Genomic DNA, 20,250 nt, shown 5'->3' with positions numbered 1-20,250 from the left:
TAGCTCTTCCTCCTTTCTTCATTTATTTGATCCCGGAATGAGCCATCGTCGCAATCACTTTCCCTTGGAATACGAGGAAGATGATCAGGTTCGGGATGAACATTACCATCGCTGCGGCCGCTGCGGCCCCTTGTCTGGCGACGTTGTTGGCCAGGCCGTTCGTAAGCGTCGAGAGGAAGAACGGGAAGTTCTTCATTTCGTCATCCTGCATAAACAAAGTGGACGTCTCGGTATTGCCCCAGGATTGCTGGAAGGTCAAAATCGCCACCGTCGCTACCGCAGGCATACAAATCGGAATGACAATGCGAAGGAAGATATGGATTTCCGTCGCTCCGTCTATGCGCGCCGCTTCGAGAAGCTCGTTAGGAAGCTGATCGATAAACTGCTTGAGCAGAAACACTCCGACCGGCATCGCCAACAAAGGTAAAAGATGGCCGAAATACGTATTCATAATGCCGAGGCTGCTCGCAACGAGATAGCGCGGAATTTGCACCGCCTCCGGAGCGAACATCAGCGTCAAAATAATCGTCGCGAACACGATCTTATGCCCGGGAAATTTATGCTTCGAGATCGGATAAGCGCACAGCGCGCTGACGATCGTTACGCATACGACTGCGCCGCCCGAGATGACCAGACTGTTGAACAGGTAACGGGTCACCGGCACCGTGGAGCTCGACGCGACCAGGAACAGCTCGACGAAGTTCTGGAACGACGGCTCCCTGACGAAAATGTTAGGCGGATAAATGAACAGCTCCTGATACGGCTTCAGCGCATGGTTGAAAATAAAGATGAGCGGAAGCAGCATAAAGATCGAGAACAGCACAAGCAGAACGACGAGAATTTTTTGAAACATATCCATGGAATTGAGTTTCGATTTCTTTTTCCACGGCTTGATTTTATTCCACCATACGGCTGCGTTTTGCATTATTCATCCTCCTTGGAGCCGAACAATCCCCAGCAAAGTTTATTCGACACGTACATCAGAACGAGCAGGAATACGGAAATCGCAGCGGCATAGCCCATTTCGAATCGGATCAGCCCGTAGTCGTCGATATGATTGATGATCAAGTGGCCGGAATACTGCGGCGTCGGGTTTTGCCCCGACAGCTCGACTCCGATCGATCCCGCCTTGAACGTCGAGACGAGAGCCATTACCGCGCCGAACAGCATCTGCGGCTTCATCGACGGAATCGTAATGTACCAAATTTCCTGCAGCCTGCTGCTCATGCCGTCAAGACGCCCCGCCTCGTACAGCTCCGGGTTAACGTTCAGTATCCCTGCCATCATCGCCAGGAAGCCGACGCCCATACTGGACCAGAGCGTAACGACGATCATCGAGTTCATCAGATAAGCTTTATCCGTCACCCATAAGAGCGGTTCGTCGATAAATCCGATTTGCAGTAAAATGCTGTTCAAGTAACCGAGACGGTCGCCGGACAACAGCGGCAGCCAGACGATCGTCATCGCGATCCCCATCGTCAGCGACGGCGTGTACATGGCCAGCGCAAACCATCTGCGCAGCCCCGCCGGCAGCTGGGTTATCAGCCAAGCGAGCAGGAAGGCCAGAATATAACCGCCGGGACCGACGATCATCGCAAATTTGAACGTGTTCGGCAAAGCGTATTTCAGGAAGGTCAAATCCTGCGAAATTAAATTTTGAAAATTGGTCCAGCCGATAAAGCGAGGCGGCTCAATGGCGTTGAAATAAGTAAAGCTCAGGCAAACGGCCGCAAGCACCGGCACCAGAATAAAAGCGATGAAGCAAAACATAAACGGTGCAATAAACAAATACGATAAGCGGTATGCCCAAATCTCGGACAGCAACGACTTTGCTTTATCCGTCCATGTCAGCTTGACCGGAGCGGCCGATTTCGTGGAAAGGCTTGCTTGGTTACTTAACATACGGATTCACCCCATCCCAAGGCTTGTCGACAACCGGCAAATCCATCGTTTTGATTACTTCGCCGTTTGCATCTATAAAGCCGAATTCCTGCTGCTTGCGCCGCAGCTCCCTGTTAATGTCGAGAACGGTCTGCTCGAGCGAGCTTCGGTAGTTCATGCCGTCCACCACGGCCCGGTTCCAAGCGTTATTGATCTCGCGTCCTACGAAATAGCCGCCCGGCAGGTTCGGCATATCCTTATACCATCTCCACTGCTCCAAAATCACGTTCGCGTCCTCGCGCTTCCAAGGCAGCTTGGAGAACGCTTCGACGTTGGCCGTGTTCCAGCGGAAAGATACTCCGTTAAACGCTTCCAAATCGGAGCCGTACCGCTCCTGCGTATCGGCCGAAGCCCACCATTTCATAAATTCCCATGCCTGGTCTTTCTTCTTGGAGGAGTTGAAAATAACCCCCGCCGTCTGTCCTCCGCCCGACCAGCGCGCGAGCGTTCCGTCCGGTTGACGAGTGCCCGGAATTTGCGCGATGCCCCAAGAGCCGTTCAGCTCGGGCGCCGCCGCCGACAGCTGGATGTACGTGTTATAATCGGCGAAACCGATCGGCATATCGCCTTTGCGGAAATGCTGATAGAAGCTCGATACGGAACGATCCATCGCATAAATATTGAACAAATCGGTCCATTGCTTGAACGCTTTGAAGCCTTCCGGCGTATCCAATGCGGTTTTGACGCCGTCTTTATCGAAGAAATCCGCATGATTCTGGTAAATGAACGTCATATACTCCGTAGGAGGCATATAGAAGTTCATGTAGTTTTGCTGCAGCGTCGGCAGCATGTCGTACACGTCGTCCCAAGTTTCCGGGATCGACAGACCGAGACGGCTCAGAATGTCTTTGCGGTAGTACAGCACATGGAACGCCTGCGTTTCCGGAACCGCGTAGTAGCCTTTATTATAGTAGAACGGAAGCCAGGAGCCCGGGCTGTAATTTTTATACAAGTCCTTGAAATCAGGGAACTTGGAAATGTCGTATATACTGTTGCGGATCGCGTAATCGACCGGCAAATCCTGCGTCAGCCCCAAGGCGATATCCGGCTGGATGCCTGCGGCGTTGGCGAGCACGAGCAGCTGCGCGTTAGGAAGCAGGTTCACCTTGACCTGAATGCCGGTGTCCGGCGTAAACGTCTCGTCGGCCAGCTCCTGAAGCTGCGTGACATAGTCGCGACCACGCTGCACCCATACGTTAAGCACCTTGTCGTCCAAATCGCTCAGCCGATCCTTCGATTGGAACGAATAGAAGAAGTTGACGACCATGCCTTTCATTTTGGAAAACAAGGAAGCTTCCATGACGGGAAAGTTTTTCTCGACGGGCGCTACATAGATTTCATCGAACTGCAGCGGCTGCTGCACAAGCGTTTCGATAAAATTGCTTACCTTCTCGTTCATCGAGGAAATCGTATCCTTATGGTACGGAATATCGTCGACTTTACTGAGCAGCTCTTCAATATCTTTAATCGAGGTGTTCAGGCTTTCGCTTACATTATCCTTGCGTCCGTTCACGGTCTGTACCTGCTCGGACAGCTTCTTCATCAAATCGGAGACCTCCGTCAGCCGCTTCGGCAAATCCGGCATATCCTGAGCGATTTTCCAAGTGCGATTCTTATCGTCTTGGCCGCCGGTCAGCGACTTCAGATCCTGGTCGATGCCCTGCAGAATGTCGGTAATTTCCTCGATGCCGATAATGACCGGCTTGAACGGATCATGCGTTACGGCCAGCGTCAGCGTATGTTTGCCTTTTTCCAAATAAAATTCGTACGGCTTCCCTTGGTCGTCCGCCACAACCATGCCCTGCCAGCCCGTAGCGTAAGGGAAACGGTAAGCAAGCATTTCCTGGAAAGGCACCTTCCCGTCGATGGCAATCCGGCGGAAGGAAGCTTTTTGCGAAATCGTATTTTGCAGCTCCCGGAAAGCCAGCTTATATTTGCCGGACTCCGGAGCATCGATCGTCCACGTGATCTCTTGGTTTTGGTTATACCATTTTTTCCCTCCGATACTGTTGAACGTAATCCGGCCTTTGGCCAGCGGAACCGTTCTCGGATCGGTATCGGAAGTGATCTGAATCGCCGAATCGTTCTTCCATTCGACGTCTTCGGCCTGCAGCGTAGCCGTTTCGGCTTCCACCGGCTTCGATTGCGGATAAGCGGCGGCGACGTCTTGATACGGCTTCGGTTTCGTCTGCGGCGCAAGCTTGATCGATTCAAGCGCCACCGGATCGAAACTTTGCAGACGAATCGTATGCGTCCCTTTGCTGAAATACCATTGCAGCGGCTCGGAGTAAGCGCCGCCGGAATCGCGGAGCGGCTGCAGCGACCAATTGGAGATATCCTCGGATTTCGGCCGGATGTCGTTGCCGTCGCGGTCTTTCTTGATCGGACGGGCGTCCTTCCACTGGCGGTACAGCGCGACGGAAGACGCCTCCCGGAACGGATGGGCTCCGTCCAGCTTGATGTCCCAGTTGACGGGACGGCGAAGGCTCTTGCCCGTGTACGGCCGGTAGGATACCTGCATTTCGTACAACCCGTCGGCCGGAACATTCACCTGATATTCGACCCAGCTTTCCTTCGGACTGTTCCACAGGAGAACGTTGCTCTTGCCCTCGTAGCTGCCTACCGTGGCAGCGGCCTCATCGGATTTCTCGGAAACATCGGCCGCCTTGATTTCGATCGAAGCGGTTCCTGCCTTGATCCCCTTGTCCTGCCAGCCCTTCAGCACGTTGGCGTAATACGGCTCGAATTCATTGGCCTTTACGACTTGACGCTGGTTGGTCGGCGCAGCCTTGGCCGCCGTACCCGCCGTACCCGCCAAAGTCGCAGCGGGCTTGGCGGCGTCGGGACCGGCGGTATCGGCCGCCGCAGCTTGCGGCAGCGCCGGAAAGGACGTACACGACAATCCCAGCGACCCGATCATCAGAACCGCAAGAAAGCGCTTGCGTATGCGTTTCCATTTTACTTGCAATTCAGTCACTCCTTTTTCGCATCACGGCGTATTAATCCATAATCCGCTCGCCGGTTTCGTTATAGAAGAACAGCGCTTTCGACATATCGACGGCGACCTGAACCTTATCTTCTTCGTCATAGTGGTACCGCGGGTTCACCCGTACGATGAGCATTCTCTCCTGACCGATATCCAGATGCAGGTAGCGGTCCGCTCCCATCAGCTCGCTCAGCTTATGCGTACCCGGAATGACCGCGTTCGGAAATGCCTGGAACACCATCTCTTCGAGGCTGATATTTTCCGGTCTGACCCCCAGGGTGATCATTTTGTTCACCTGCTTGTTTTTGACCAAAGCATGAGCTTTGCCGTCCGGAATCGCGAGCGCGAACCGTTGGGTGTGAAATTCGAGCTTGCCCAGAGCGTTCTCCGTAATCCGGCCTTCGATGAAATTCATCGGCGGGGAGCCGATAAAGCTGGCGACGAACGTGTTGCTCGGATTCGTATAAATAACCTCCGGCGTGTCGACCTGCTGAATGATGCCGTCCTTCATGACGACGATGCGGTCGCCCATGGTCATCGCTTCGATCTGGTCATGCGTCACGTAAATCATCGTAACGCCGAGCGTTTTGTGCAGCTTGATAATTTCCGTTCTCATCTGTACCCGCAGCTTGGCGTCCAGGTTGGAGAGCGGTTCATCCATCAGAAACACCTGCGGATTGCGGACGATGGCGCGTCCGAGGGCCACACGTTGACGCTGACCGCCCGACAGCTGCCTCGGCTTGCGGCTCAAATATTGTTCGATCTCAAGCACGCGCGCGGCCCGTTTGACGGCCAGATCGATCTCGTGCTTCGGAAGCTTGCGCAGACGCAAGCCGAAGGCGATATTCTCATATACGCTCATATTCGGATACAGCGCATAGTTCTGGAACACCATCGCAATGTCGCGATCCTTCGGCGGCAGATCGTTAACGAGCGTATCTCCGATGTAGATCTCCCCTTCGGAAATGTCCTCCAAGCCGGCAATCATTCGGAGCGTCGTCGATTTCCCGCAGCCGGACGGCCCGACAAAGACCAAAAACTCTTTATCCTTGATTTCCAGATGGAAATCCTTTACGACCGGGTGCTTATCCTTTCCGTATCGCTTATACAGATGATTGATAAGAATTCTCGCCATATTCCCGCCTCCACGCACAAATTTTCATTATCTTAGAAACTATTGTAATGAATTCCGTGTGAAGATGGTGTGAATAATTGGCAGCAAAGCAGAATAGTCCATGTTTAATGGTTATATTCGCCATTTTTATTTAAAAAAGACTGTGTTAATGTCTATACTATTGGAAAATAACGACAATATCAGGGAGTGATTGCATGACCGCATCCGCGCAAAGCGAGACGGCTCCTTCGGATAAGAAGAAGCTCGTCCAGCGCTATTTAACGTTTCTCAAGCCTTATCGGCTCACGCTTTTGCTCATTTTATCGCTTGGGATTGTGCAATTCGCCGTGCCGATGATCGGCCCGTGGATGACCAAAATTTTGATCGACGACGTGCTTCCCCAAAAGGAGAGCTTCTGGACGCTGGGCAGGGCGGTGACCGTCCTGGGCGCCGTCTATGCCTTCGGAATATGGATTAATTTCTTACGCAATACGATTACCTTCCGGCTCGGAAACCGGATGGTCTACGACATCCGCCACCAGCTGTATCAGCATATGCAGAAGCTGTCGCAGCGCTTTTACGACAATCGGCAGGTAGGCAGCATCGTGACGCGGATGATGAACGATGTGAACGGAGCGCAGAACCTGGTGAACGGCGGCATTATCAATCTGGTTATCGATTTGTTTCTCGTCTTCTTCGCCGGCTTCATGCTGTTCAAGATCAACTGGCAGCTCGCCCTGCTGTCGCTGTGGCTGCTGCCGCTTTATTACTTGACCTTTACGAACATGAACGTGCGAATTCGGCTGTCTTGGCGTTCGGTGCACCGGCAGATGGAGAGAATTCAGGGAGTTCTCGTCGAGAAAATTTCCGGGATGAAGATCGTCCAATCGTTCAACCAAGAGAAGAAGGAGATGGAAAGATTCGAGAAGCAGGCCAAAAACCATATAGCGCATGCCAACAAAGCCCAATTGCTGGCCAACTCTCTCGGGCGCATCAGCCAAACGTTCACGCAGACCGGAGGGCTGATCATCTGGTTCACCGGCGGCTTGTTCGTGCTTAAGGGGCATATGACCATCGGCCTGCTCGTCGCTTTCCAAGCGTACTTAAGCCAGCTGTACGGACCTATCCAGCGGTTCGCGGAAGCGAATGCGACGATCCAGAACTCGCTCAGCAACATCGAGCGCATCTTCGAGGTGTTCGACATCGAACCGGAAATCACCGTGAAGGAGAATCCGCTCCGACTGAGGCAGTGCAAGGGCAGCGTCGTCTTCGACAATGTGACCTTCACCTATGTCACCGAGCGTCCGGAGGACAAGAAGGAGCCCGGTAAAAAATATGATCCCGATTTGGTAGACATGATTTTGCCGGCCAAAAAATTTTACCTCATCCCGCCCAAAACGAAGCCCGACCCGCCGCGAGTCGTCACGGAAAAACGGACGGCGCTCAGAAACATCAGCTTCTCCGCCGCCCCTGGCGATGTCATCGCGCTTGTAGGGCCGAGCGGCGCCGGCAAATCGACGCTGATCAATCTGATTCCGCGCTTCTACGACCCGGACGAAGGCACCGTGTATTTGGACGGCGCCGACTTGCGCGACTACGACCTGTCCGACGTGCGTATGCAAATCGCCGTCGTGCTGCAGGACAATATGCTGTTCTCCGGCACGATTTACGAGAACATCGCTTACGGCAATCCGGACGCCGATAGGAAGCAGGTCGTCGAAGCGGCTAAGGCGGCCAATGCGCACGGGTTTATCCGGGATATGGACCAAGGCTACGATACGATCGTCGGCGAACGGGGCGTCCGGCTGTCCGGCGGTCAGAAGCAGCGGATCGCGATCGCCCGCGCCCTGCTCAAAAATCCGCGCATCCTCATTCTCGACGAAGCCACTTCCGCTCTCGACGCGGAGTCGGAAGCGCTGGTGACCGAGGCGCTGGAGAAGCTGATGAAAGACCGGACGACCTTCATCATCGCCCACAGGCTCGCTACCGTCGTAAGGGCCGACCAGATTCTCGTCATCGATCAGGGCCGGATTGCGGAGCGCGGCTCCCATCAGGAGCTGCTAAGACAGAGCGGATTGTACCGCGAGCTATACGAGAAGCAGCTAAAGGCGATGAGACCGGACGAAATGATGGGCGCCGGCTTCGGTACCTAGGCGGGCAATAACAACGACTGTCCGGCGGCGTTCTTTACAGATGGCCGGTTTCGGTGTCCGGCCGGACCGGGCGCCCCGGTCTCCGGTTACGGCGGGACTACTCCAGCATTTTCCCGAGCGGCTTGAACACCGCATCCACCAGTTGGGTCGGGCCGGGCATTTCCGGGAAGAAAATCAGCAGCACCCCCAATACATAACCGAAAAGAGTGAGCACGATAAACGCCCCCTTCTCCCTGGTCGAATACTGCTTCATCTTGGGCCATTCATAGGCGATCATCAGAATGACCAATACGGTAATCGACAGCAATGTTCCCCAGCTCATCTTATTTTTTCACCTCGCTTTCCGGGCGGTTCGCCCCTATAGTCGCCATGCCGGTGCGAAGAATTCGCGCCGAGGCCACGATCCGAACCTCCACTTTGGGGAAAATGTCGTCCCAATGATCCTTCGACTTCTCCCATTCCTTCGGATATTTGCGGTGAAACGCTTCGGCAAAGTTGAAAATATCGGCGTTCAGCTGCTTCTGCGGCCGCACCAGCGCCAATTTGATCCGCTCTTCGATATCCTTCGCCAGCTCTTTCTCCAATGTTTTCGTCAATTTGGGATCGCTTAAATTGAGATTCGTCGTATTTTGCATCACGTCGTCTTCCGTATGAATTTTGACCGTCATGCTCCACTTGTCTCCGTCAATCTTCGGAATAAGCTCGCTGCTGCTTCTCAGCAGCTTCACCGACACATGCCCTTTGGCGCTCTCAGGCTCGATCGTGACGATGGACGTTTTCACTTCATTTCGAAGCCAGAGCAAGCCTCTGGTCAGCTTGTCGTCCAATCGGCCGACCAGGCGGTCCTCTTTCATTATGGCGGTGCCGTTGATAAAGCCTACCGTCTGGTTCGGCTTTTGATTCTCCTCGGGCGGAAGCACCTCGATCCAGGGGACCGCCGCCGCTTGAGCGTCGCCGATCAGCATTTCGGCCAAATCCTTGACCGTCACCTTCATGCCTGTCTGCAGCTTGGCCATCTCCCGCAGCACTTCCGCGGAGCTTCTCTCAATCGGCGGCAGCAGCGATAGGACATTTTTGGCTTCTCCTTTGCTGATGAAGACATCCGCCCGCTCCCGCGGACCGGGCTCCCGCATAATGAAATCGACCTGATCGCGTATTCCCTCTCTTGCCAGTTTTTCGCCGAAGATGAAGATTTCGCAATGCCCCCAGAAAATCCGTCTCGGAAACTCCTCCTGCAGCCTGGACATGGCATCGGCCAGCGTCACCCCCCGCGCGGAGCGAACGAGCGTCTGGGCGTTGCCGCTGCTGGCTCCCGTTCCCGAAGCGCCCTGCTCCCCGCTCCCGGAGGGCTTCGGCACATAAACCTCGATTGACAGCTCGATCATCGAATTTTCACTTTTATCGAGACCCGCCGCCATAATGAGCGTCAAATCGTTCACCTCGACCCGGTCCCAGCAGCCTGTCAGCGTAAGCAGCAATGCGAAGCCGCCGAAGAAAGAAAGCGCTGGCCGTAACAGCCGCATTCCTGTTTGCGCAAACCCGTTGTTCATGCGGTACCTCCTGCTTTCGTTTTGCGGATCATAGCAATAAGAACTAAGAGGATCGGCAGTAAGTATTGGACGGTAGCATAATAGAACGGACCTTTCGTCCCGATCGTATGGCCAAGCTCCTGCAAATTGGCGGCTGACCAGATGCTGAACATAAGCTGGAGCAGGCCTATCGGAAATACGAGGAGGCGGTAACCGGACAGCCCGAGCCACTGCGCCGTCCCAAGCGTAACGATATAGAAGAAGGTAGAGATTTTAATGAAAATACCCAAAATCCAAATAGCCATCACGATAGCCTCCACATGCTCGATGAAATCTCCCGCTTCAATATATCGCGCGGCGAGAAACGGAGAATAAATGACATTGGCGGCTATCCCGCCGTACAATGACCATACGACCAGATTCGTTATCAGCATCGTTGCCATCACCGCGCAAATCGATATTCCGCATGAGCGCAGCCCCTTCGAACGGTCGACCAGCAAAGGGAGCAAAAAGGCGACGATCATATACTCTCCGTACCATCCGCCGAAAGGGATCACCGCCCCCAACAAGGAAGGCTTCAATCCATGCTCCATCACGGGCAGCAGCCTTCTCATATCCAGCTCCGGAATGAGCAGCAGCACAACCGTTACGAACAGGATAATAATGATGGGAACGAATACCATCGAGCTTTTACCGATCACCTCCACGCCGCCGCGAACTGCGAATGAAGAGACGAACACAATGCTCCCCATAATAAGAATCAAAGGAGTCTTAGGAAAAAAACTGCCGACCAGAAACTCTCCGTACTCCCTGACGACATAGCCGTTAAGCTGAAGGTAGAAAAAGAGAATGATCAGCCCGATCAGCTTGCCCGGAAACCACCCGGCTATGGCCGTGCTGTACTCGACAATCGACTGCCGAGGATACCGGTTATGAAGCCAGAAGCAAAGCCATACGATGAAGAAGCCGCCCGAGGCGCTCCAAATCGGCGACATCCACATATCCCTGCCTGCAATGGCGGCCAGCAGCGAAGGCAGCAAAAGGATTCCCGTAATGACTACCGTCGGATACAGCATGACGGCCATTTGCAGCGAGCTGATTTTGCCTTTTTCTATCATGGTCAGGTTTCCCCCGTTCGCAAACTGGCGCTCAGCTTCCGGCAGACGCAAACTTTTTACGAATCAGCGCGATGACCGTGAGCAGCAAGGGCAGTACGATTTTGAGCGTAATATAATAAGCGGCTCCGACCTTGTCGAAAAAATCCGACATCACCTGCACATTCGGCGTCACCCAGGAACTGAACGGCACAAGCAAAAACCCCACTGGATAAACGATCCGCCGGTAATCGGAAAAGTTGAGCCACTGCGAGAAAATAAGCAGCAAGCAGTAGTAGTAGACGCATATTTTAACAAAAACGCCCATCACCCATATCGCCATCACCATCGCTTCCGTATGCTCGATGAAATCAGCCAGGCTAATATATCTGGAGGCGACCATGACCGGATAAGTATACTTGGACGCCAAATGGCCGAATAGCAGCAAAATGACCATATTGATGAGCACCATAGTCACAGCGACGACAGCGACCGATAATAAACCGTGCTTCAAGCCTTTGCGCTGATCCGCCAAAACCGGCAGAAAAAAGGTGATCAGCATAAAATCGCTGAACCAGCTGATCTGGGGAACGGCTCCCCGAACGGACGGTCCGAGCCCGCCGCCCAAAACCGGAAGCAGCCGGATAAACTTGAGCTCCGGGATTAGCAGCATGAGAATAAGCAGCAAAAAAATAATGATGAGCGGCACGAACACTTGCGCGCATCGTCCCAACACTTCCGCGCCGCTGCGCACGGCTATCGCGCAAACGAACACCATGCAGCTGGTGACGACAATCGCAGGAGTGCGCTGCAAGAAATTGCCGACGACGAATTCCTCGTATTCCCTGATAACAAATCCCGTATCCTGCAAGTAAAGGAAGAAAACCACGAAGCCGAAGCATTTGCCGAGCCATTTGCCGATAATAAGCTCGCTTGCTTCCACGATGCTCTTTCCCGGGTACAGCGTATGAAGCTTGTACATGGCGTAGACCAGAACAAAGCCGACGGCGCAAGCCCATAAAGGGGAAAGCCAGGCATCCTGCTTTGCGTATTTGACGGTAATGGCCGGTAAAATCAATATAGCGGTAGCCAAAATGGTGGGAAACATCAGCATTCCCATTTGCATGGCCGTTAATCTTCCCTTTTCGATCATCCGCTTCCATCCCCTTGCGGCGGTTTGGGCCTAAGCCCCGGTGCCTGTCGCCGACGGTTCACAGTGCCGGTTAATTTCGGCCTTATGCTTCTGGCCCATAGCGGCGTACGGATTAACACGTCCTGAACCAGGTTTTTATGCATGGGCGCAAGAGATGACAAATACGGAACGCCGAAGGAACGCAGCGTGCACAAATGAATGACGATGGTAATAATCCCCAGCATGAGGCCGAGAAGTCCGAGAAAGCCGGCGAGAAACATCAGCGGGAACCGAAGCAGCCGGATCGATATGCCCAGCGTATATCGCGGGAAGGTGAACGAAGCGATGCCGGTAAACGCGACGACCATAACCATCGGCGAGGAGACGAGCCCTGCGGAAATGGCCGCCTGACCGATGACGAGAGCGCCGACGATGCTGACCGCAGGTCCGACCTGCTTCGGCAGGCGCAATCCCGCTTCCCTTAGCGCCTCGAAGGTAATTTCCATCAGCAGCGCCTCGATCAGCGCGGGGAAAGGGATCTCTTCCCTCGACTTGGCTACGCTGAGCAGCAGCGTCGTCGGAATCATCTCCTGGTGGTATGTCAAAATAGCCACATAAGCGGACGGAATGGTCAAGGCGATAACAAAGAAGCAATAGCGCAGCCACCGGATGAACGTTCCCGCCCAGAACGTCTGGTAGTAATCTTCCGGAGACTGGATCAGCGAAAACAGCGTAATCGGCATTACCAGTACCGAAGGAGAACCGTCGATGATAACCGCCGCCCGGCCTTCCAGCAAATTGCCCACAACGACGTCGGGCCTTTCCGTAGAGAGCATCTGCGGGAACGGCGTGAGCGGGTTGTCGCCGATCAGTTCCTCAACATAGTAGCTGTCGAGAATGCCGTCGATGTCGATGCGCTGCAGCCGGCTTATAATTTCATCGATTAATGCGGGATCGACGACCCCTTTGATATAAGTGACGACTACCTCGGTTTGCGTATACCGCCCGATCTTGAGCGATTTCATCTTGAGCGCCGGGCTCTTGATGCTTCTTCGCAGCAAAGAAGTGTTGACACCCAGAGCTTCCGTAAACCCGAGCCGCGGTCCCCGTACTACCGATTCGGCAACAGGCTCCTCGATATTCCGTTTCGGCCACTTGGCCAGGCCCAATGATACCGCTTGATTGTCGCCGTCGACGAAGATGACAGGATTGCCCTTGGAAATCTCGTCGGCAGCTTGATCAAACGTCGCAATTTCCTTGGCGTGGCATACGCTGATGCTCTTTGAAATAATCGATCTGCCCTTTTCGGATTCGGCGACGCCTTCCATGAGCGGATTAAGGACGTGCTGATCTATCATATCGGTATCCGACATCTCATCGATAAAGATAAGGAACGCATCCGTTATACCGCCGATTTTAAAGTGATGGAATACGATATCCGAGCAATCTTCATACAAGGAGGACAAGTAGTTGTAATTGTCGTTCAACTCTATGAAAATTGCTTTGCCCGCCGTTTGCGTTTGCTGCTGCGGCTGCACCGCCGCTGCGGCGGATTGCGCAGACGCGCGGGATTTCAACGGTTTCTTGGCAAGCCACTTGATGAAGTTCACAGAGCATCCCCTTTTCGCACAGATTGTCGCCGTAAAATTGGTATGGATATTCTCCATTCTCACCCAAGAGCCGTTTTTTTATCCAAAACTCCGCAGTTCTTCCATGCGGCGAAAACGCCGACTGTATAATGCAAAAAAAGAGACCGCGGACAGCGAAGTCCACGATCTCTCTTTCACGAAATATCTGCTATCGATTAGGGCTGAACCAGCGTTTTCACGAGTCTTGTCGCTTCGCCGTTCGGCGTATCGATCGACTCGTACAGCTTGACGGTAATCGGAGAGCTGACCTGGTCGGTTTTAATATTGCTCAGATCTATCGTCTGTTCTCCGCTTACCAGCTTATTATCGCCGGTAAACGGCACGGTTTGCGAGCCTAACGACCGGCCCGCGCTGTCTACAAGCTCGACTTTGAACTTGGAGAAGTTCTGATCGACAACGACGTCCTCCAGACGGTTCACGGTCAGCCACAGCTTCAGCTTGTAGGAATACGTCAAGCCTTGCCCGCCCGCGGCCGTATTCGTGAAGGCGGACAGCGTCCAATCGTCCAGCTTCACGTTGAACGGATAGAACGACATCAGCGAATCGTCCGTATCCTTTTGAACGGCGACGTTGAAATTGGCGATCGTGCTGCTGTACGGAGCCGCCGTCACGTTGTCGAGCAGCTTCATCGTCATCGTCTCTCCGGATTCCGATGCCGGAATCATAAAGGAATAGCTGACGACATAGCCGAGGTTCGGCATCAGCTCGGCCGCCGTCGTCGATTGACGGGTTCCCGCATAGCTGGAGCCGTCGCCTCCGACCAGCTCGGTCTGGAAGGCAGGCGTCGCTACCGTCATATCGCTCTTGTTCGATATTTTGAACTTGGCGACAACCGATTTGAAGCCTTCTCCTTCATTCTCATGCATATGAAGCTCGACAAGCGATACTTCCGTCTTCGAATCGATCAGATGATTGAGCGGGTCCACCGCTATCGGCGAGCCGATCGTATAATCGCCGGCCGTATTCGAAGGCGACGACGGCGTCGGCGCCGCGATGATCAGCCGCGCGACATCGAAGCCCGGCTGGGTCTGCGCCGATGCTCCGGCGGCCGACCCGGCAGCGGCTCCGCCCGCCGCGCTTCCCGCTCCTGCCCCGGCGGCTCCCTGAGCCGAGGAGGCGCCGCCGGCCGGAACGAAAGCTTCCGTCGTCATCAGCAGCAAGCTCTGCAGCGAGACGTCCTGATCCAGCGTTACCGAGAAATGCACGTACTTCTTCTCTCCTGCGGCCAATGTGACCGGCTCCTGCTCCACTCTTTTCCCGGCGTACGTTTTATCGGCCGTCTTGCCGTCCAGCCGGAAATCCGGTACGGTCTCCGTGCCGGTACCTTGGTTGTCCGCAAGCACAGTAATCAGATATGAATACCCGTTAGTGTCGTTTTGCTTACTCATTTCCACCGGCGTGTAACGCAGCGGGGAGCTGGACGAAGGCAGCGAGAACGTCTCGCCCCAGGCGATGTTGGCCGACGGATCGGTAAGCTCTCCCTTCGTTCCGTACCATACGCTCGAGGTTACCGGAACGTTCAGCAGCACCTTCTCCGTCTTCGGATACGTGTACTCGTCGACCTCGACGAACGACAGCTCGCTGATCTCCGCATCGGTCGGCCGGTCGACCGTAACCATATAAGTGAGCTCCGCGCTTTCCTGAGCCATCAAGGAACGGGCGTTGGCGCTGCTCGCTTGCAGCGTGTACACCGTTCCTTCCGTCGTCTTCACCCTGACCTCGTAATCGGGCACGCGGGCCATCGCTCCCGTATTGTTGGTCAATCCGACCAAAGCCCCGATCTGCAGGCCGCCCGACGTGCGGTTGACCGACACGCTTTTGACTACGGCGGACATCGATTCGTTCAACGAATACGAGGCGCTGCTAACTACAGCTGCCGCGGGCGCGTCATCCGCCATCGCGGGAACCGACGAACCGATCAGCGCTACCGATAACACGGTAGCGGCCATCGCCGCTCTCCAGTTTGTTTTCATCTTTCTTTGCCTCCCTTAGAAGGGTGGTGATTGATTCGTGGCCTTCGGCCGCTTGTTCACCACGCTTTTAGCGATAGATTATTTCTGATTATTGGCGTCTTGAGCAACCGTTACTTTCTGGCCGTCCTTCAGCTGATGCTGCCCGGAGACGACCACCTGCTCGCCGGCTTTCACTCCGTCCAACACTTCCTGATACGTTTCGTTTACCCGGCCGAGCTTTATCGGACGCTTCTCTACCTGGTCTCCCTTCAAAATAAATACGAAGGCGTCGCTGCCCTCTCTTACGATGCTAAGGCTCGGCACCGCGATGACCATCTGCTCCTCCTTGCTCGTTAGCTGTATCTGCACTCGGGAGCCCGGCTTCAAGTAGCCGTCGGCGTTAGCGACTTCCAGCTCCAGCGGGTACGATTTGGTCTGCGAGTTCATCACGTCCGCCAAATAGGTGACGCGTCCTTGCAGCAGCTTGTCCGGATTGTCCGCGCTGTAGAAGGAAAGCTCCTGCTTGCCTTTGACGAGCGCCGCCGCGGCTTCGCTCAAATCCGCTTTGATTTTGATCGGATCAAGCTGCTGCACTTGGCCGACCTTGCCTCCGCGCGCCACGGATTGGCCGACTTCCACGGACAGATCCGTCAGCACCCCGGATATCGGCGCCTTCACGGCGTAGTTATCCAGCGTATTGTCGATGTCTTGAAGGCTGAGCTTCGCGGAATCGACCTGCGACTGGGCGCTGGCGAGCCCGTTGGTTTTGTCCATGGCGTCCAGCTTGTTTTGCAGATTTTGCAAATCCAGCTGCGCGCTGTTCACCTGCATCTCGCTTTGTTCCAATTGGCGCTTCGTTACAAGGCCTGCGTCGTAATCGTTATGCATCTTGTTGTAATCCTTGGTCACGCTGTCCAGCTGCTGCTGCGCCTTTGCGATCGAATTTTGCAGCTCCGTCTTGCTGTTTGTGAGGTCTTCGGACGCTTTTTGCAGCGCGTCCTCTGCGCTTTTCAGAGCAACCTCGCTTTTATCCTTTTGCAGGAGCGCGTCCTTTTGATCCAGTCTGAAAATCACCTCCCCCTGCTGCACCGTATCTCCCCGTTTTTTAACGATCTCGAGCACTTGCCCGTCGGCTTTGGGGCTAATATCGACTTCGGAGGCGGCGACGATATCCGCTACTTGCTCCTTCGGATCGCCCATGCTTTGCTTGTCGACGGCGGCCGTTTTTACCGTCTTCGTATCCGTCTGCGCGGCGGCATTGGGGCTGGCGGTCTTGGGCGAGGCGCAGCCTGCGGCCAGCGCCGCGACCACCATCACCATGCTCGCCGTTTTAACCCATTGCATCCTGTTATGACGCGTCCTTTTACGCTGATTCATTGTTTTCTCCCCTTACATATCCATGGTTTGATTCGGTTTGGCTTTGCGGTGGAACCATCCGCCGATCCGCCCTTTAATGGCTTCGATCAGCTCATACACGACAGGCACGACGACCAGCGTAAGCAGCGTGGAGGTGGTGAGCCCGCCGATGACGACGACGGCAAGACCTTTGGAGATCAAGGTGCCTTTGGTCAAGCCCAGCGCCAGCGGAATTAACGCCACGACCGTCGCTCCGGCCGTCATAATGATCGGTCTGAGCCGTACCATACCCGCTTCAACCAATGCGTGGCGGACGGTGTAGCCTTCCTGACGCAATTGCTGAGCGCGGTCGATCAGGACGATCGCATTCGTTACGACGATCCCGATCAGCATCATAAAGCCGATCAGCGACGTAATATTCAGCGATTCGCCGGTTAACAATAAAGCAATAAGACCGCCGATCGCCGCAAACGGCAGCGAGAACAAAATCGCGAATGGCGCTCCCGCATTGCCGAAGGCAAGCACCATGACCAGGTATACGATGAACACCGCCGCAGCCATCGCTACGAACAGCTGGGAGAAGCTTTCCTGAATATCCGCCGTAACCCCTTTGACTTCCCGGGATACGCCGTCCGGCAGCTGAACTTCATTCAGCGCCGCGGATACTTTATTGCTGACGCCGGATTTGTTCTCGTCGTTGATTTTAGCCGTAATGCTGACGACCTGCTCGCGCGAATCGCGCTGCAGCGACGCAGGAGCCTGCACCTCTTTGATCTTGGCTACTTCGTTCAAATAAATCGTATTGCCGTTTGCAGCCTTCAAAGGCATTTTGCCGATTTTATCGAGCGAGTTTTTATCGTCTTTGGCCAGCTCGACCGTCGTTTTATACAGGATGTTGTCAAAGTGCAGATCGCCGAGCTGTTCCTTCTGAATCCAACTGCGGGCCGAATCCCGAATCGTCGCGGCGCTTAGGCCGAACAAACGGGCTTTTTGCTGGTCGACGGCAATTTCAACCTCTGTCTTGGAATCGCTCAGGCTGTCTTCGACTTCGGACAGCTCCGGGAAGCTTTGCAGCTTTTGTTTGACAAGCGCCGCCGCGTCTTCCAGCTGCTTCTGATCGTCGCCTTTGAGCATGTAGCTGAAATCGGTCGTAGAAACGCCGCCGCCGCCGCCGGCCAACGTTTTGGGCGTAACCTCGGAGCCTTTAGGCAGCTCGTCCAAAATCAGCTTCTTATATTGATCCCTCACTTGATCCGGATCGGCCGTTTCATTCACTTCCGTATACACCTCGGACTGGTAAGCGACCTGGTCCGTCTTGCCGCCGTAGCCGACCAACGCTTCCACATAGGTGAACAGCGGCTGGCCCGAACCGTCCTTCGCATCGCGCAGCATCGCTTCGATCTGCTTGGTCTGCTCATCCGTGCTTTCGATGGACGTTTCGTAAGGCAGCTTGATGGAAAAGTACATCTGCCGCTCAGAGCTGCCTTCGGGAATAAAGCTGACGGCCAAATTAGGCACTACCGTCGCCAAGGTGACGACGAGCAGCAAACCGGACACGAGCAGCGTTTTGATCCGATGGTTCAAACACCACTTAAGCACCCGCTCGTACCATGCCTGCAACCGGCCGCGATGCGACTCGTCATGATGCTTGATGCGTCCGCCTTTTAACACCAGCAGCTTGGCCATCATCGGGATGACGGTCAAGGCGACCAGCAGGGAAGCGAGCAGCGCGCACGCCAGCGTAATGGCGAACGGCCGGAAAAACTCGCCGGCAATCCCGCTGACCAATCCGATCGGAGCGAACACGCCGACCGTCGCCAAGGTCGACGACGTAATCGCCATCGCTACCTGCTTGGTAGCGAGCTTAATGACGGATTCATTACGTTCCTGCGCCTTTTGCAGCGCGGAGTAAATGTTCTCGATAACGACGATACTATCGTCGACGACGCGCCCGACCGCAATGAACATACCGCCGAGCGTCATAATGTTAAGCGTGATATGAAGCTGGGACATCATCAATAACGTAATGAGTATCGATAACGGAATCGATACGAGAACGATCAAGGTCATGCGCGCATTGCGCAAAAACAGCAAAATCATCAAGGAAGCGAGCAGCGCTCCGGAAATCCCTTCCTTCAGCATGCCGTGAACCGATTCGTTAACTTCGTCCGCGCTGTTGTAAATGGCCTTGAAGGTCACGCCGGGCATCGATTGCTGCCAGCCTTCGATCAGCTTATCGGCATCGTCGGAGAAATTCACCGCATTGGCGCTTTTCGTCTTGTACAGATGAATGCCGATAGCGGGTTTGCCATCTAGCCGCGCGTTGAATTCGGAATCGGTGACGGCTTTGATGACGGCAATTTCCTTGAGCGTAATCGTGCCCCCGCTCGCCGTTTGCAGCTCCATCTGTTGCAGATTGTACAGGCTGTCCAAATCGCCGGTAACCCGCGCCATCTTCGTATTTCCGTCAAAATCGACCGAACCGATAGGGCCGCTCGACAGCGCGCTGCGGATCGACGCGGTCACCTGTGCAGGCGTCAAGCCGTAGCTGTTCAACGCATCGGCGTTCAGCTGAATGTCCATCGTCGTCTCCCGCGAACCGATGGAATCGACATGGTCGATCCCCTGCATCGACTCGAAGCCGGGCTTAATCTGATCCTCATACAGCTGATCGAGCTCGGTCTGGCTCATCCCGTTATCGGCGTAAATCGCCAGGTAATAAGCGGGAATCGAGGCGAAGCCGAACGTTGAGACCTTCGGTCTTTCCGCCGTAGACGGCAGATTCACTTCCTGAACGAGGCTCTCGATATCCTGCTTCTTTTTGTCGGTATCGACGTCCTGTTTGAACTGAACGATAATCGTCGATACGTTGTCGCTGGAGGTCGACGTTAAGGAATCCAGGTCCTCGATGTTCGCTACCTTATCCTCCAGCGGCTTGGTGACCTGTTCCATCACATCCGTGGGCGGACCGGGATAGGTCGTGCTGATTAATACAACCGGAAACGAAACATCCGGCATGTTCTCCACTTTCAATGTAGATGCCGCGTACAAGCCTCCGCCCATCAATAGAGCGATTATGATGAACACAGCAGCTACATTTTTCATGGAGAAGCTGGTCAGTTTATTCATGAAGTTCCCTCCTAGGACCTTAAGCTTTCATCAAAATACACCTGCAATATGAACGGAACATGAACAAACGGCTCTCCGGCATGCAGCGCGAAGCTAGTAAATAATAGCAGCTGCCGGCTTCGGGCTAACCAACCTTCCAAAAAAAGGGATGAGAAAACCAAACCAAGGCAACGCAAATAAGCAGAGCTCCCCGGATCTGCATCGTCATGCCGTCA

General features: G+C 54.5%; 13 protein-coding genes. 1 reads left to right on the top strand and 12 read right to left on the bottom strand.

The features are described 5' to 3' along the window. Positions 1–22: 22 nt before the first annotated feature. Genes SK3146_RS28990 through SK3146_RS28975 form a run of 4 tightly spaced genes read right to left on the bottom strand, consistent with a single transcriptional unit; the run spans position 23 to position 6,062 of the window. Positions 23–925, bottom strand: coding sequence for a carbohydrate ABC transporter permease (locus SK3146_RS28990; RefSeq protein ID WP_249862034.1), 903 nt, complete (start codon positions 923–925; stop codon positions 23–25). Beyond that, positions 925–1,902: a carbohydrate ABC transporter permease gene (locus SK3146_RS28985; RefSeq protein ID WP_249862033.1), complete on the bottom strand. Its 978-nt coding sequence runs from the start codon at positions 1,900–1,902 to the stop codon at positions 925–927. The genes SK3146_RS28990 and SK3146_RS28985 overlap by 1 nt, the downstream gene beginning before the upstream one ends. Next, the gene (locus tag SK3146_RS28980) at positions 1,892–4,909 is read right to left on the bottom strand and encodes an extracellular solute-binding protein (RefSeq protein ID WP_249862032.1); all 3,018 of its coding nucleotides are present in this window, start codon (positions 4,907–4,909) and stop codon (positions 1,892–1,894) included. Before SK3146_RS28980 ends, SK3146_RS28985 begins: the two co-directional genes overlap by 11 nt. A 31-nt stretch (positions 4,910–4,940) precedes the next feature. After that, a complete protein-coding gene (locus SK3146_RS28975) occupies positions 4,941–6,062 on the bottom strand; it encodes an ABC transporter ATP-binding protein (protein WP_249862031.1) in 1,122 nt (373 codons plus the stop codon). Between the two features lie 194 nt (positions 6,063–6,256). On the opposite strand from SK3146_RS28975, the gene SK3146_RS28970 reads away from it, so the two are divergent. Further along, positions 6,257–8,194, top strand: a complete 1,938-nt coding sequence (locus tag SK3146_RS28970) for an ABC transporter ATP-binding protein (protein WP_249862030.1) — start codon at positions 6,257–6,259, stop codon at positions 8,192–8,194. Between the two features lie 97 nt (positions 8,195–8,291). Here SK3146_RS28970 and SK3146_RS28965 read toward each other — a convergent pair whose 3' ends face one another. The 8 genes from SK3146_RS28965 to SK3146_RS28930 all read right to left on the bottom strand — a co-directional run bounded on the left by SK3146_RS28965 (position 8,292) and on the right by SK3146_RS28930 (position 20,035). Beyond that, positions 8,292–8,516, bottom strand: a complete 225-nt coding sequence (locus tag SK3146_RS28965) for a hypothetical protein (protein ID WP_249862029.1) — start codon at positions 8,514–8,516, stop codon at positions 8,292–8,294. Position 8,517: 1 nt separating this feature from the next. Continuing rightward, positions 8,518–9,744, bottom strand: coding sequence for a Ger(x)C family spore germination protein (locus SK3146_RS28960; protein ID WP_249862028.1), 1,227 nt, complete (start codon positions 9,742–9,744; stop codon positions 8,518–8,520). After that, positions 9,741–10,841 (bottom strand): GerAB/ArcD/ProY family transporter, encoded by a 1,101-nt coding sequence (locus SK3146_RS28955; RefSeq protein WP_249862027.1) that lies wholly within the window; start codon positions 10,839–10,841, stop codon positions 9,741–9,743. Before SK3146_RS28955 ends, SK3146_RS28960 begins: the two co-directional genes overlap by 4 nt. A gap of 31 nt (positions 10,842–10,872) precedes the next feature. Next, positions 10,873–11,937, bottom strand: coding sequence for a GerAB/ArcD/ProY family transporter (locus SK3146_RS28950; protein WP_249862026.1), 1,065 nt, complete (start codon positions 11,935–11,937; stop codon positions 10,873–10,875). A gap of 29 nt (positions 11,938–11,966) precedes the next feature. Further along, the gene (locus SK3146_RS28945; protein WP_249862025.1) at positions 11,967–13,559 is read right to left on the bottom strand and encodes a spore germination protein; all 1,593 of its coding nucleotides are present in this window, start codon (positions 13,557–13,559) and stop codon (positions 11,967–11,969) included. Positions 13,560–13,753: 194 nt separating this feature from the next. Continuing rightward, positions 13,754–15,571: a hypothetical protein gene (locus tag SK3146_RS28940; protein ID WP_249862024.1), complete on the bottom strand. Its 1,818-nt coding sequence runs from the start codon at positions 15,569–15,571 to the stop codon at positions 13,754–13,756. Between the two features lie 78 nt (positions 15,572–15,649). After that, positions 15,650–16,894 (bottom strand): efflux RND transporter periplasmic adaptor subunit, encoded by a 1,245-nt coding sequence (locus tag SK3146_RS28935; protein ID WP_249862023.1) that lies wholly within the window; start codon positions 16,892–16,894, stop codon positions 15,650–15,652. A gap of 45 nt (positions 16,895–16,939) precedes the next feature. Continuing rightward, positions 16,940–20,035, bottom strand: coding sequence for an efflux RND transporter permease subunit (locus SK3146_RS28930; RefSeq protein ID WP_249862022.1), 3,096 nt, complete (start codon positions 20,033–20,035; stop codon positions 16,940–16,942). Between the last annotated feature and the right edge of the window lie 215 nt (positions 20,036–20,250).

Origin of the sequence: Paenibacillus konkukensis (genome assembly GCF_023523925.1) — a bacterium.
Classification (GTDB): domain Bacteria; phylum Bacillota; class Bacilli; order Paenibacillales; family NBRC-103111; genus Paenibacillus_S; species Paenibacillus_S doosanensis.
The sequence above is the reverse complement of the archived record's forward strand: the minus strand, read 5'-3'. Positions and strand labels throughout refer to the sequence as shown.